Consider the following 14,357-nt stretch of genomic DNA (forward strand, 5'->3'; position numbering starts at 1 on the left):
TTTCCCAACTTCCAACCTTTAACTAATCAAAATTTTGAGGCGGATTTTTATCGTTTTTACCCTTATTTAATATAAAGAGTCCGATTGTTAAGCCGACTACACCTGCAAAAGCAGTTAATAAAGCTCTTTGTAATTTGTCTGGAAGATCATTTCCAAGATAATTCATTAAAAAAAGGATCACAAAAGTGATCACTGAAATGATAATATGATTTTTTCCGAATGGTTTCATTGTATTATTTAAATTTATAGGAGATCATGACTCCCCCTCGGTAAGGCATAATTTCACCGCTTTTATTTAATTTTTCTGCATCATCATAGCGTTTTCCTGTAGTTCTGTCGTACCCTTTATAAAAACCTTGAGAAGTTCCAATGGTAGCATAAAGGTCAAGATTCCATCTTTCAGATAATTGAAATTGATACCCTCCTGTAACTCCCAACATGATAGCAAAACCTCTTTGATAGAGATTAGAGATCACAAATGAATCTCCATTGTCTGATGTAGAAATAGCGTTACTATTCCAATAGTTCCATTTCTGTGCATTATAAGCCGCAAAAGAAATGTTGGCACCTAGATACCAATGTTTAAAAGCTTCTTTGAAATAATATCTTCCCTCAGCAGAAACAGAGTAAATCTGTAATTCGTGTCCTGCAAAAGACTTCCATGGGGAGATAAATACATCTCCCTGAAGGGTATATTTAGGGCTAATCTGTTTTTCTATACCCAAATTCAAAATCCCTATTGGTAAAAAAAGAGCATTACCTTTTACATATAAACTTTTCTCTTCGCTTTGTTCCTGTTCCTGAGCTTTTATAGAGCCTATACTCAGAAATACCAAAGCTGCCATTAATACTCTGTATTTCATCAATATGTTTATTTTATTTGTTGTAATAATTCCTCTGCTAGCTTAGAGTCTCTATTAGCCTGAACTGCCATGTTTTTAGACATTTCAACATAATTTTTTGCCATTTCTTTATTTCCGGTTAAGAAGTAAAGTTTACCAAGGATATAGGTGTTTTCAGAGTTTTCACCTCTCATCACAGACTTTTCAGCCCATTCAGTTGCTTTCTTTAGTGAAGATGGCGTTTTTACATGATCTACAAATACCCATGCTGCTCTTAAAAGCTCATCAGGATTAAATTTTTCTGCGTCTTTATAGTAATCCAAAGCTGCTTTTTCATATTCCGGAAAATTGGCACTTCGCTCATAATAGTTCAGCTTAATTTGATTGAGTTTTGTTGTTGCCACTTGTTTTCCTACTAATGGTTCTGCCATTTTCATGAAGTACTCATCGTTGACCTTTTTACTTTTGTCATCAATAGCTTGTTCCATAATTTTTGATAACTTTAGCTGAGCGTCAAACTCATTGTAGGTTTCTTCAGGAAGGAATTTTATAATCTCAGCTTTTCTCGAAGCAAAAGCTTTATAATTAGAATCTTCTGTTGATTTTAAGAAAAATAGCATTAGTCCTATTTCATCCTTTGTAAGAGGTTCGGATGCTTTTTTATTTTCAAAATATCTTTCAGATGCTTTTTTAGCGAACTCATAATCAGTATCAGAGTTAAGTTTCATAATATTAATCAGAAACTCAGGATCTTTTTCCCCATTAGCAAATCTTTCTTTGAGGGATCCTTTTTTACTGCCTTGTGAATTGATATCCTGAGCCATAGCTACAAACATACTTTCTTCCATGTAGCCTGTGTTTCTGGAAACAAGCTCACCTTCACCGTTCAGGAAAAGGTAAGTAGGGTAAGAGCGTACCCCAAATTTAGAAGCAAGATCTCTACCTTCTCCTTTTTCCATGTCAAATCTTGCATTGATGAAGTTGGTATTGAAATATTCTCTCACGGATTTCTGAGGAAAAACATTTTTTTCCATCATTTTGCAAGGGCCACACCAGGAAGCGTAAGCATCAATGAAAACCAATTTCTTTTCTTTTTTGGCTTTGGCTATAATTTCTTTAAATGGCAGTTCCTGAAACTGTATACTCTCCTGAGCGGAGATGACAATAGAGCAAAAAATAGATATCCCGGAGATGATCTTCTTCATTTTCAAATAAGATTTGTAGCGAAGATAAATAATTTTCAAAATATAAAGGATGCATTCCGAAGGTTGAATCGTTATATTAACTAATTTTAAGACTTACCCCTTTTTGATTATAATTTTTTAAACTCATGAAAAATGATCCTATTTAGAATAGGGGGATTACTTTTTTTTCTTAGATTCTTTATGTTCCTTGCCCCAAATCTCCAGTTGACTAAGCACCGGAAGTAATTTTTTCCCTATTTCTGATAATTCATATTCTACCCTAAGAGGAACTTCTGCATAGACCGTTTTTACAACCAGATTTTCTTGTTCCATTTTTTTTAGTTGTAGAGTAAGCATTCTTTCAGAAATATTAGGAATTCTGTTTTTTAGTTCAAAGAACCTTAATTTTTCTTGTTTGAGATGATAACAAATGGAAAGAATCCATCTTCCACTGATCAGGTTTACAGCATATATTTCGGAACAGCTGGATTCCAATGATTTTTTATTCTCGTTATTGGTAGATGATTCTTTAATACTCATACTTACATTTTTGTTCGTTCCCCACAATCTGTTGTAGGTTTGTATTCTTCAATATTGATGAACTAAATTCGTATACAAAAATAGAAAACATAGATGAAGTATCCCGTTTTTGTGGGGTATTTGTTGAATTTTATAATAAAGAAATATGGATTACAGCAGAATTAATAAGGAGTTGAAAGAGAGTATGGAAAGCGTTCCATATTCATTAGAAATTGATGAAAATGTGTTTTTGAATAATCCTGAAATTATTCAGCAGGAAAGAAATGAGTTTACTAAGAATAACCCTTTTAAACAACCTGAACATATTATAACGAAGGATATTTTTATCCCAAGCTCAATAGATGGAGATGATATACGGCTACATATCTATCAACCAAAAGAATTTAATAAAGATAGAACGTTGATCTATTTTCATGGTGGTGGTTATGTTTTTGGTGTGCCGGAGCAGGTGGACAGCCAAATGTTTGAAATAGCAAATGGATTACAGACTACCATCATATCTGTTGATTACAGACTGGCTCCTCAATATCAATTTCCTATACCTGTTTTAGATGGTTTTGATGCCTTGAAATGGATCATAAACAATGGTGAAGTCGAGTTGGGAATAAATGCTGAACAAATTACAGTAATGGGAGCCAGTGCTGGCGGCCACCTGGCAGCGGCAATAACCCAAATGGCGGCAGATCAAAATATAAACAATATAAAACATCAGTTTTTATTATACCCAGTGATTCATAACAGATTGAATACACCTTCTATGGAAGAGTTTATAGATTCACCATTATGGAACAGGAGATATGCTGAAATAGCCTGGCAACACTTTTTAGGAAAAGAAAATAAGGATCAAAGTATTACTTACTCTGATTTGACTCATTATCATGACTTTTCTGCATTGCCTAATACAACAATTGTAGCTTGTGAGCTCGATCCTTTACGAGATGAAGATATTGAATTTTCTCAGCTTTTATATCAGGCAGGAGTTGCTACCGAGCTGTGGGTAGTTCCCAGAGCGGTACATGTATTTGATCTCTTTAATTGTTCTTTAACAGATGAATATGAAAAATTCCTAATGACCAGACTTTTTAAATAAAAACAAATGAAACTACAAGATAAAAAAACAGCTTTGATTCTTATTGATATTCAAAAAGGATTTCTTGACGAAAACTATTGGGGTGGAAACAGAAATAATAAAGATGCAGAAAGAATAAGCGGGACGATATTGAAAAAATGGAGGGAATTAAATTGGCCTATATTTCATATTCGACATAGCTCAACGAATCCTAAATCTAAATTGCATGAATCTGATCCGGGGTTTGAATTTAATGATTATGTGGTACCTCAAAGCGATGAATATATTATTACAAAAAATGTAAACAGTGCTTTTATAGGGACTGATTTGAAAGAAAAATTAGATGCTCAAAATATAAATACCGTAGTTATTTTAGGAATTACAACGAACCATTGTGTTTCTACAACGGCAAGAATGGCAGGAAACTTTGGGTATGAAACGTATGTTATTTCAGATGCTACAGCAGCTTTTGACAGAGTGGGAATCCATGGAGAAAAATATAATGCAGAACAGGTTCATCTGATGGCATTAGCCAATTTGAATGAAGAATTTGCCTCCATTTTGAGTGCTGAAGAACTGTTTAAAAAATTGTAGATTGTATTTTATATTGAATTTTTACTTGAATTATAGTTCTGTTTATCGAAATTTTTAAGATAAATTTATTTCACCCAATAGTCCTAGAATCTTTGTTATATCTTTGCAAACTAATAATTTATCCACAAAAGATATTGTAAATTATAGGCTTTATTTCACATATTGCCAGGTTTTCTTTTGTGATAATAAGAATGCAGAAGAAATTGAGTATTAATTTTAAACACGCCTTATCCCAAAAATCTATTTACGTTGCTGCCTTATCCACTTGCTTGATTGCAGTAGTGGCTTTTGCTGTTTTAAGTCATTTAATTGCTGAAGATAACAGGAAAAATAATGAAGGTTTTGCTAAAAAAACGTTCTTCAGAAAATATGAATCAGTAGAAAGTGAGTTTAGGAATATTGAGGATTATCAGTACCTCCTTCGTGAATTGATTCAAAAAGACGGATTGAAAAACTATAGAGATTATTCGTTGGTTTTAAATGATTTAAATAAAAAAAGAAATCTCTTAACATACAGCTGGTATTACTATGATAATAATAAAACGGGAAAGTATGAAAGCAATAATCCTCTATCTGGCCTTTTCAAAGAGAGAAACAATAGAGAAGGATCCATTGCTATAAAAAATACAGGTTCCGGTCATTTTAAAGATTTTTTAATAAGCCGTAAAGACAGTATGTTCTGGGTCAGCTATGATTCTCTGGCATTGCCTGAAAAAAATATTCTTTATTATGGTTCCACGGTAAGCTTAGATGATCTTCATCAATATTTTACCAATGTAGATAAAAGCTCTAATACGTATGCTTATGTTTTTACTAAGGAAGGAGTTTGTATCACTCATCCAGAAAAAAAGTATATCGGGAAAAATGTTTTCAATTTTACAGATATTCAAGCAAAAGATACTTTATGCAGTAAGGCAAAATCAGGATATACCGAAGGTCTTGCAGCCTCTGAGTATTTAGGAATGGAAGTCACTCGCTTTATAAAACCATTGAAAACAGAAAACTTCGATGGATATGCGGTTGTTAACTATGTCAATTTTATTACAGATGAAAATACAAATAAAGTAAAAGCGTATACGGTTTATATATTTTTGGCTGCTTTATTTCTGATTGTAACGGTTTTTATTTTATTCCAAAGGTCTACAAGTATCACATACAAGGAAAAAGAAAAGATACAATCTGAAAAAAATCTGTTGCTGATCGAAAATGAAAAAATGCATAAAGCGGATGTAATTAATCAGCTTCAGCAACTTAAAAATAATATCAATCCGCATTTCCTGTTCAATTCTTTGAACTCTTTATATATGCTGATTGGAATTAATAAAGACAACGCTCAGAAGTTTACGATGAATCTTTCCAAGATCTATAGATATCTCATTGTTCCGCCAAAAGAAAATATTGTATCCGTTTCTAAGGAAATTGATTTTATTCAAAAATATATGGAGCTTTTGAAAAGCAGGTTTGATGAAGAACTGAATTTTCAACTTATTATAAAAGATCCCGGAAGTTTAGAAAAACGAATTCCTTATTTATCTCTTCAGATCGTAACGGAAAACGCTATAAAACATAATATTGCAACAATAGATCATCCTTTGGAAATTACAATAGAGGTAGAGGAGAGTGGGATTACCGTAAAGAATACTTATCAGCCCAAAACGGAAGCTGTTCAGGGAGAAAAATTCGGAATTGATTATTTGAATCAGGTTTATGAGTATTTTAGAGAAAATCCGCTTCATATTTCTGTAGATGGTGAATATTTTATATGTTTTTTACCATTAATGAAATAAAATGGAAAAATCCATTCACTCCCGAATAATCACCTTTCACTCCCTAATACATATAATATAAGTCACTATACCTATAGCTTTGCCAGCTGAAACTAAGATATTTACTATTTGGAATGAATCGGACTATTTTAATGAAGAATTACAGGCTTGCACTGTATCTGGGACTGGCTATGGCATCGCCGGCAGTTCTTGCACAGAAAAAAGATACTGTAAAAACGACCAAGGACAAAACTGAAAAAGCAGATCTTTCATCATCAAAGAAGACAAAAAAAATTGACGAACTGATTAAGAAAGGAACTTACAAAAAAGGGATTTTCAATACCATTCAGGTAAAAACAGATCTTTATTTTGAAATTCCTGACAGCTTGATGGGACGCCAGTTTTTGGTAGTGAACAAACTATCTCAGGTACCTATGCAGGTAAATGAGGCAGGTTTGAACAAAGGCATGAACTATGAAAATAAGATCATTTCTTTTCACAGAGATAAAGTAGCTAAAAAGGTATGGGTAAGAACTTCTGAAGCGAAGGTGTCTTCTCCTAAAAATGATGCTATTACAAAATCTGTGAAGGATAACTTCTCAGAATCTGTAATTGAAGTTTTTGACATTGAAGCTCAAAACAATGATTCTACTTCGGTAGCTATTAAAGTGAACAAGGTTTTCGACGGAAACCAGAAAAGCTTTAATGATGTTTTGGCAAATGTAGGTCTTGGCGGATCAGTAAAATCAAGTCTTTCTTTTATTGAAGGAGTAAAAACATTTCCGGAAAATCTTGTAGTTAAATCTCAGCTAAGTACTTCAGTAAATGAAGGCGGAGTAGATTTACCCGTAACACTTGGAGTAACCAGTAACCTGGTATTGCTTCCCAAAGTTCCTATGAAACCAAGGATTGCAGATGCTAGAGTAGGGTTTTTCAGCGAAAAGCATTGGTTCTTTAATGACCAGCAGCAGAAAATGGATGAGAAATTTTTCATTACGCGTTGGAACTTAGAGCCTAAAGATGAAGATAAAGAAAAATATCTGAGAGGGGAGCTTGTAGAACCTAAAAAGCAGATTGTTTATTATATAGATCCATCAACACCAAAACAATGGCGTGAGAAAATCATTGCAGGTGTTCATGACTGGCAGGTTGCTTTTGAACAGGCAGGTTTCAAGAATGCAGTGATTGCTAAGATGCCGGATGAAAAAGATGAAGATTTTGATATTGATGATGTAAGATATTCCGTGATTACCTATGCTGCTTCTCCTAAATCTAATGCGATGGGGCCATCTGTAGTAGATCCGAGAAGTGGAGAAATCATCGAAGCGGATATCATCTGGTGGCACAATGTAATGACTTCTCTTCAGGAATGGATGAGAATTCAGATAGGGCCTATTGATGCTAGAGCAAGAGGAAATAAATTCAGTGATGAATATATGGGTGAAGCGATTCGTTTTGTATCCTCTCATGAAGTGGGGCATACTTTCGGATTGAAACACAATATGGGATCTTCTTTTGCATTCCCTGTAGAATCACTTCGTTCAAAAGAGTTTACAGATAAAATGGGGGGTACCGCTCCGTCTATCATGGATTATGCCCGTTACAATTATGTAGCTCAGCCGGAAGATGGTGTTACTGCCATCACTCCAAAGATCGGAATTTACGATAAATATGCTATTGAATGGGGATATCGTTGGTATCCGGATGAATTCGTTGAGAAAAAAGCATTGAAAAATCTGATCGATAAGCATGAAGACGATCCTTTATATTTCTATGGTGAGCAACAGAGCTATCTGGAAACAATAGATCCGCGTTCACAATCGGAAGATTTAGGAGATGATGCGATGAAAGCCAGCGAATATGGAATGAAAAATCTTAAGGTCGTAGCCAATAATCTTTTAAAATGGACTTATGAAGACGGTAAAGATTATACAGATGCAGGAAGATTATACATGGGCGTTATTGGCCAATGGGATCTGTATACAGGGCATGTAATGGCTAATGTAGGTGGAATTTATCTGAATAATACGGTTTTTGGAAATAAGAAAAAAGCCTATGAAGCAGTTCCTGCTGAAACCCAGAGAAGAGCGGTTGATTACCTGGTTAAAAATTCGATCAATCTTCCGGAGTGGTTATTCTTTAACCCAATTACTGAGAAAACATATTCGGTGAAAAACTCCCCAATGGGGCCATTTGAACAGACACCATATACCTTGGCCAGAGGAATGCAGTATGCCAATATCTATTCCCTGTTTATGGATGACAGATTGCTTAGACTCCTTGAGAACGAGTTGAAGCATGAAGTTTCAGGTTCAAAAGATAAAATCTATACTGTAGAAAACTTATTTGAACAGGTAAGAACAGCCATTTTTAACAAGAAAGGAAGCCTTACGATGCTTGAGAAAATGGCACAGAAGAACTACGTGGATGCATTGATTGTTTCGGTGAACAAATTATTCGAAAAAACAGCCGTAAAAACATTGAAAACAGATCAGACATTAAATATGCCAATGATCTGCAACTATCATGAAGAAGGTAAAAACCTTAGAAACATCAATTATTCATCCATGAAGAGAGTATCTGAAGTAACGACGTACAAAAGAGCAGAATTACAAAAAGTTCTGAACTTCCTAAATGGAACCAGATACAGAGGTGATGACGCTTCAAGAGCACATTACACAGATTTAATTATTCGTATTGAAGAGGCTTTAAATAAATAAACAGCAATGAAAAAAACTCTAATCCTTTTACCTCTTTTAGCTGCTCAGGTGGCGTTGGCTCAGGAAAAAAAGACCATCACAGGGAAGATAGAAGACGGTAGTACTTCCAGCGTAATTGCAGGAGCATCTATAAAAATAGAGACTCAGTCGGTTTCTACAAAAACAGACCTTGACGGAATTATTGAAAGTGTATCCGTAGGTACAGTAGCTGATAAAGACGGAAAATTTGTATTGGAAATTCCGGTAGATACTAAATCTATTCTGGTAAGTTTTCCAGGATATGAATCCAGGATTATTCTTATCAATGAGGATAAAACCAATTATACGGTGAGGTTAACACCCGAGGTTACCGATAAAAATAAAATTCAGGAAGTTATCATTACAGGATATCAGAAGATTGAAAAACGTAAGCAGACATCAGCCGTTTCTACTGTGAAGATGGATGCTATTACCCAAGCTGGGGTTGCGAGTGTAGATCAAATGTTATCAGGGCAGATTGCCGGGGTGGTAGTTACTCCTGAAACAGGATCTCCGGGAAGTCCTGCTAAGATCAGAATCCGTGGAACAGCTTCTTTATCCGGGCCACAGGATCCGTTATGGGTAATTGATGGTCTTCCGTTGGAAGGAAATGATGTTCCTAACTTCAGTGACAAAGATAATATTGATCAGCTCCAAAACTTCTCTATTGCAGGATTAAACCCGAATGATATTGAAGATATTACTATTCTGAAAGATGCTGCTGCAACAGCTATTTATGGAGCAAGAGCTGCAAATGGGGTAATTTCCATCACCACGAAAAAAGGGAAAAAAGGAAACCTGAGATTGAACTTTTCAGCGGATACATTTATCACAGCTCGCCCGGACTTTGATAAACTAAACCTTCTGAATGCCTCAGAAAAAGTTGACCTTGAATTATCCCTTGCTGGAAATGCAGGATTAACATATCGCTCTGATAGAGGTGAGGTAATGAGAATTTTAACTCAGAATCAACAGCTGGAAAATTTCAGAACCGGAGGCTTTGGAGCTTTGAATTTACTGACACAGCAACAAATAAATGCCCTTAGAAATAACAATACCGATTGGGGAAAATTACTGTATAGAAATGCAGTGAATAAACAATATGGATTAAGTATTTCAGGAGGAAGCGACCGTTCCGATTATTACCTGTCTCTAGGATATTATGATGAAGAAGGAACAACGATTGGTACAGGTTTTAAGCGTTACAACTTCACTTTAAAAAACAATTATAAAATAAGCGATAAATTAAACGCTGGGATCTCCATTTTTGGTACCCAAAGTGAGAAACAATCGTTTATGACAGATGCCGATGCAGCTGCCAGTCCTGTTAATTATTCAAGAAATGCCAATCCTTATTTATCTCCCTACAATGCTGATGGAAGCTATAGATATGATAAGGATATGGATGGTTACAAAGATGTATACGTTCCTTTCAACTTCCTTGAGGAAAGAGAAAATACAAATTATACACTGAAAAACCACTCGGTAAAAGCAATATTGGATTTAGAATATAAGGTTTCAAAAAGCTTGAAGTTTACTTCACAGTTGGGACTTCAGTATGACTCCAATAAGACAGAGAAATATGCTGCTGAAAATACTTATTTTACAAGAAAGTTCAGAGAAGGAACCTCTTATTTCAAAAACGGAGGATACCAATATTTCTTACCTGCAGGAGGTATAAAGCAGAATTGGGATAATGAATACTTCCAATACAACTGGAAGTTACAGGGGATGTACAGTACAAAGATCAACTCAGTACATGAAATTGATGTGATGGCTGGAACAGAGATCCGTAGAACAAAAGATAATACTACACTTACCAGAGCCTTTGGATTCAACAGTCTTACCAAAGCAGGGGTTCCTATAGTATTTCCTAGTTCAGATTTTGCAGCAGACAAAAAATACGAAACCTATCGTGAAATGCCTGTTGTAGAGAACGCTTATGCATCTATGTTTGCTACGGCTTCTTATACTTATGATCAAAAGTATACTTTCTTTGGAAGTGTAAGATATGATGGAACAAACCTATTTGGGGTAAATAAAAAGTACAGATATTTACCGATATGGGCACTTTCAGGATCTTGGCTGGTGACAAAGGAAAACTTTATGAGCAATGTTCCTGTTATCTCTAATCTTAGACTGAGAGCATCTTATGGATTACAGGGAAATATTGATCGTAATACCTCTCCATTCTTTATTGGGGAATATAATAATACGACTATATTACCCGGAGTAAACGAAAATGTGATCAATGTAATCAGTCCTCCAAATGATAAACTTCGTTGGGAGAAAACAACGAATACCAACTTCGGGATCGATTTGGGATTATTCCAAAACCGAATCAACCTTACTGCTGATGTTTACAACAGAAAAGGAACGGATATGATCAGTATGAGATCAACTCCACTTGAATCCGGATTCGAATATACGATGGCAAACTGGGGAAGTCTTACCAATAAAGGTTTTGAATTGGCTATCTCTACCAGAAATATTAACAAAGAAAACTTCAAGTGGTCAACTACGATCAATTTCGCACATAACAAAAGTAATGTAATTACAGAACAGCCTCGTGATAATGCACGTCTTCCTAGCAGAGAAGGACTTCCTGTAAATGCTGTTTTTGCATTGAAAACCGCGGGAATGGATGAAAACGGAAACCCAATGTTCTGGAAGGGCAACGAAAAAGTAAAAATTGAAGATTTATTCGGATTATATGATCCTTATGAAGATTTCCTTCCTGGATACTTTTCACAGTCAAAACTTTCAAGTAAAGAATTAAGAGAGCTGTTTACCTATGTAGGAGACAGAGATCCGAAATTTACAGGAGGTATTATCAATACTTTTAAAATACATGATTTTGACCTGACGGTTTCAGCAACTTTCAATCTTAAGCAGACTGTCATGAAGACCCCTTCTTATAAAGGAATGGAGCTGGATAGAGGACGAAACTATACAAGAGATATCTATCAGGCAGGAACTACACTTCCGGGAATTACAAGCCCTGAAGCAGATAGTAACCCTGGATGGATGGGTAATAAATGGCTTCTTAACAACGACTATAACGTTTATAATCTGTTAGATATATGGGCGAAGGAGATTAGCTATATTAGGATCAGCAGCATCCGTTTAGGGTATACACTTCCTAAGAAATTTACCAGCCCAATGGGAATCAGTAGCTTGAGACTGAGCGTTGAGGGGCGTAACCTGTTTGTATTCAGTAATGGTTATAAAGGATATTTCGATCCGGAAACGTATGGAAATATTTACGCACAACCTATCTCCCGTTCAGTGACCCTAGGATTTAATGTTTCTTTTTAAAACTTGAAAAAAATGAGAAAAATAACAACATTTATCGCATTAGCAGCACTTAGTTTTACCAGTATTGGCTGTGATAGATTTTTAGATATACAGCCTGAAGGTAAAGTAGTCCCTATGAATGTAGACGACTACAGAAAGGTACTTACATCCGCTTATTCAAGATATCCGACTCACAAATCTTTAGTAGCATTGCGTACAGATGAGCTTAGTCTGGATGAAAATGCCAGTGGATTTGCTTACAATCGTGAACTTGCAATGTGGAAAGATACCGGCTATGATTCAAACACGACAGAATTTCCTTGGGTAGGATTCTATTCCGTGATCTTTTATATAAACCAGATCATCAATGAAGGAAGTAAGACGATGACAGATTCTCCTGTGAAGCAGCAAATATTGGCTGAAGCTTATGCATTACGTGCCTATTCTTATTTTGATTTGATTAATTTATATGGTAAGCAATACAACCCCGCTACAGCATCCACAGACAAAGGAGTACCTCTTAGTTTAGAAATTGATGTGGAGGCGGTACTGAAACCTTCAACTGTACAGCAGGTATACGATCAGGTACATTCTGATATTGCAAAAGCTGAAGGATTGATGCAGGAGCAACAGCAGCCATTAGGAATTAATTACAGATTTTCTAAAGTTTCTCTAAAGGCTTTACAGGCGAGAATAGCATTGTATCAGGGAGATTGGAATAAAGCTTTAGATTATTCGCAACAGGTACTTGCCATCAAAGATGGATTGAGTGATTTAAATACAACCAACGTAGCTCCTCACCATTATGCTTCTGTAGAATCAATCCTTGCCTTAGAAAAAGCGTTTGACGGTTCTGTAAAGAATAATTTATCTTTTGCTGCTCCAGAGCTGATTTCTGCCTATAATAAAACGACTGATAAAAGATTTGGACTTTATTTTGAAAAAGCTCCTGACCGTTATAATATAATTAAAAAAGGAGATTCAGACTTTAAAGTAACCTTCAGAACATCTGAAATGTATTTTATCAAATCTGAAGCGTTACTGAAGCTTAATAGACTTGATGAAGCCAAAGAGACTTTATTAAAAGTACTAAAAAACAGATATACTCCGGAAGGATATACATCAGTTCAAAATGCTGTAGCTTCAATGAACACTACAGATTTCATGAATTTTATTCTGGATGAAAGGTTTAGAGAATTTGCGGTGGAAGGTCATCGTTGGTTTGACTTAAGAAGAGCCAATCAGAAAAAGATCATGCATAAGGTCGGTGGAAAAGATTTTATTCTTGAGCAGAATGATCCGAGATATACGATTGCATATCCGCAAAGTGCAAAAAAGAATAATCCTAATTTATAAGACACTTCATATTAACAACCCTTGAAACCGTTAGAACTTAATCGTTCTAGCGGTTTTTTTGTACTTTTGCAGCGTTATGAAAATTGCCATTATAGAAGATGAGTTGCTGGCTGTAAATTATCTGAAAGATCTTTTAGATAAACAAAGCATTGTTCCCGTTACGGAAACAGTGATTCTTCGTTCCAAAAAAAAGGCAATAGACTTCTTTGAAAACGATTCTGCTGATCTTATTTTTATGGATATTCATCTTGGTGACGGGATGAGTTTAGAGATCTTTGAACAAGTAGAACTTTTTACTCCCATTATCTTTATCACTGCATTTGATGAATATGCGATGAGGGTTTTCAAGCATTTTACGATAGATTATGTTTTAAAACCTTTTGAAGAAGAAGATCTTCATCAGGCATTGCAGAAGTTCGTTTCCATCAGAAATAATTTTGATCCTGAACCTTTATTGAAATCCATTTCTACATTGCGCCAGGGAGAAGATACTGAAGTGATGAAACGTTTTATGGTAAGAGAAGGAAATAAGTTAAAGTCCGTAGATGAGCAAAATACGGCTTATTTCTTTGCTTCCGGAAAATACCTTTTCCTGACGACGATGGATAATCAGACCTATATTTATGACGACACCATCAAGGATATTATCCAAAAACTGAACCCACAGACATTTTTTAAAGTGAACCGTAAGTTTATCATCAATAAAGAAGCAATTACGGAAATCATTAAACATTCAAGCCAAAAAGTAGAATTAAAACTTTCTCCCAAACCTGAAGTCAGTGATGAGGTATTTATCAGCAAAATGCAGATTGCTGAATGTCTGAACTGGCTGAAGAATTAAGGAGGAGGAAACTTAATGCAGGAAGAGGAAAGTGCTTTTAACTTCCATCCTCTCTCTTTCAGTTTCCGACCCTTTCCCTATCCATTTTTTTCGTATTTTCCCTACCGAAAACTAATTGTTTAAACATGGG

Annotated in this window: 11 protein-coding genes; 7 read left to right on the plus strand and 4 right to left on the minus strand. The window is 35.3% G+C overall.

Annotation, left to right across the window (positions count from 1 at the left end):
* Positions 1–22: 22 nt before the first annotated feature.
* From GTR01_RS04250 to GTR01_RS04265, 4 genes are all read right to left on the minus strand, one after another.
* Positions 23–229 carry a hypothetical protein gene (locus tag GTR01_RS04250; RefSeq protein ID WP_065398796.1) on the minus strand — a complete coding sequence of 69 codons (207 nt, stop codon included), beginning with the start codon at positions 227–229 and terminating at the stop codon, positions 23–25.
* Between the two features lie 4 nt (positions 230–233).
* Positions 234–863, minus strand: a complete 630-nt coding sequence (locus tag GTR01_RS04255; RefSeq protein ID WP_160136603.1) for a DUF3575 domain-containing protein — start codon at positions 861–863, stop codon at positions 234–236.
* 8 nt (positions 864–871) lie between these two features.
* The gene (locus GTR01_RS04260) at positions 872–2,047 is read right to left on the minus strand and encodes a thioredoxin family protein (protein ID WP_160136604.1); all 1,176 of its coding nucleotides are present in this window, start codon (positions 2,045–2,047) and stop codon (positions 872–874) included.
* A 156-nt stretch (positions 2,048–2,203) separates the two neighbouring features.
* Positions 2,204–2,566: a winged helix-turn-helix transcriptional regulator gene (locus tag GTR01_RS04265; RefSeq protein WP_160136605.1), complete on the minus strand. Its 363-nt coding sequence runs from the start codon at positions 2,564–2,566 to the stop codon at positions 2,204–2,206.
* Positions 2,567–2,711: 145 nt separating this feature from the next.
* On the opposite strand from GTR01_RS04265, the gene GTR01_RS04270 reads away from it, so the two are divergent.
* The 7 genes from GTR01_RS04270 to GTR01_RS04300 all read left to right on the plus strand — a co-directional run bounded on the left by GTR01_RS04270 (position 2,712) and on the right by GTR01_RS04300 (position 14,227).
* A complete protein-coding gene (locus GTR01_RS04270; protein ID WP_160136606.1) occupies positions 2,712–3,656 on the plus strand; it encodes an alpha/beta hydrolase in 945 nt (314 codons plus the stop codon).
* Positions 3,657–3,662: 6 nt separating this feature from the next.
* Positions 3,663–4,229: a cysteine hydrolase family protein gene (locus tag GTR01_RS04275; protein ID WP_160136607.1), complete on the plus strand. Its 567-nt coding sequence runs from the start codon at positions 3,663–3,665 to the stop codon at positions 4,227–4,229.
* 191 nt (positions 4,230–4,420) lie between these two features.
* The gene (locus GTR01_RS04280; RefSeq protein ID WP_228452154.1) at positions 4,421–6,016 is read left to right on the plus strand and encodes a histidine kinase; all 1,596 of its coding nucleotides are present in this window, start codon (positions 4,421–4,423) and stop codon (positions 6,014–6,016) included.
* A gap of 113 nt (positions 6,017–6,129) precedes the next feature.
* Positions 6,130–8,715 (plus strand): zinc-dependent metalloprotease, encoded by a 2,586-nt coding sequence (locus GTR01_RS04285; protein ID WP_160136608.1) that lies wholly within the window; start codon positions 6,130–6,132, stop codon positions 8,713–8,715.
* A 6-nt stretch (positions 8,716–8,721) separates the two neighbouring features.
* A complete protein-coding gene (locus GTR01_RS04290) occupies positions 8,722–12,051 on the plus strand; it encodes a SusC/RagA family TonB-linked outer membrane protein (protein ID WP_160136609.1) in 3,330 nt (1,109 codons plus the stop codon).
* 12 nt (positions 12,052–12,063) lie between these two features.
* Positions 12,064–13,386, plus strand: a complete 1,323-nt coding sequence (locus GTR01_RS04295) for a RagB/SusD family nutrient uptake outer membrane protein (protein ID WP_160136610.1) — start codon at positions 12,064–12,066, stop codon at positions 13,384–13,386.
* Positions 13,387–13,462: 76 nt separating this feature from the next.
* Entirely contained in the window at positions 13,463–14,227 is a 765-nt protein-coding gene (locus GTR01_RS04300; RefSeq protein WP_160136611.1) for a LytR/AlgR family response regulator transcription factor, read from the plus strand.
* The last annotated feature ends 130 nt before the right edge of the window (positions 14,228–14,357 follow it).

Origin of the sequence: Chryseobacterium sp. c4a (genome assembly GCF_009900745.1) — a bacterium.
Classification (GTDB): domain Bacteria; phylum Bacteroidota; class Bacteroidia; order Flavobacteriales; family Weeksellaceae; genus Chryseobacterium.

Bases quoted from the DNA above. Each gene is read 5' to 3' on its own strand.
- GTR01_RS04250 (WP_065398796.1), bottom strand. From the start codon at position 229: ATGAAACCATTCGGAAAAAATCATATTATCATTTCAGTGATCACTTTT.
- GTR01_RS04255 (WP_160136603.1), bottom strand. From the start codon at position 863: ATGAAATACAGAGTATTAATGGCAGCTTTGGTATTTCTGAGTATAGGC.
- GTR01_RS04260 (WP_160136604.1), bottom strand. From the start codon at position 2,047: ATGAAGAAGATCATCTCCGGGATATCTATTTTTTGCTCTATTGTCATC.
- GTR01_RS04265 (WP_160136605.1), bottom strand. From the start codon at position 2,566: ATGAGTATTAAAGAATCATCTACCAATAACGAGAATAAAAAATCATTG.
- GTR01_RS04270 (WP_160136606.1), top strand. From the start codon at position 2,712: ATGGATTACAGCAGAATTAATAAGGAGTTGAAAGAGAGTATGGAAAGC.
- GTR01_RS04275 (WP_160136607.1), top strand. From the start codon at position 3,663: ATGAAACTACAAGATAAAAAAACAGCTTTGATTCTTATTGATATTCAA.
- GTR01_RS04280 (WP_228452154.1), top strand. From the start codon at position 4,421: ATGCAGAAGAAATTGAGTATTAATTTTAAACACGCCTTATCCCAAAAA.
- GTR01_RS04285 (WP_160136608.1), top strand. From the start codon at position 6,130: ATGAATCGGACTATTTTAATGAAGAATTACAGGCTTGCACTGTATCTG.
- GTR01_RS04290 (WP_160136609.1), top strand. From the start codon at position 8,722: ATGAAAAAAACTCTAATCCTTTTACCTCTTTTAGCTGCTCAGGTGGCG.
- GTR01_RS04295 (WP_160136610.1), top strand. From the start codon at position 12,064: ATGAGAAAAATAACAACATTTATCGCATTAGCAGCACTTAGTTTTACC.
- GTR01_RS04300 (WP_160136611.1), top strand. From the start codon at position 13,463: ATGAAAATTGCCATTATAGAAGATGAGTTGCTGGCTGTAAATTATCTG.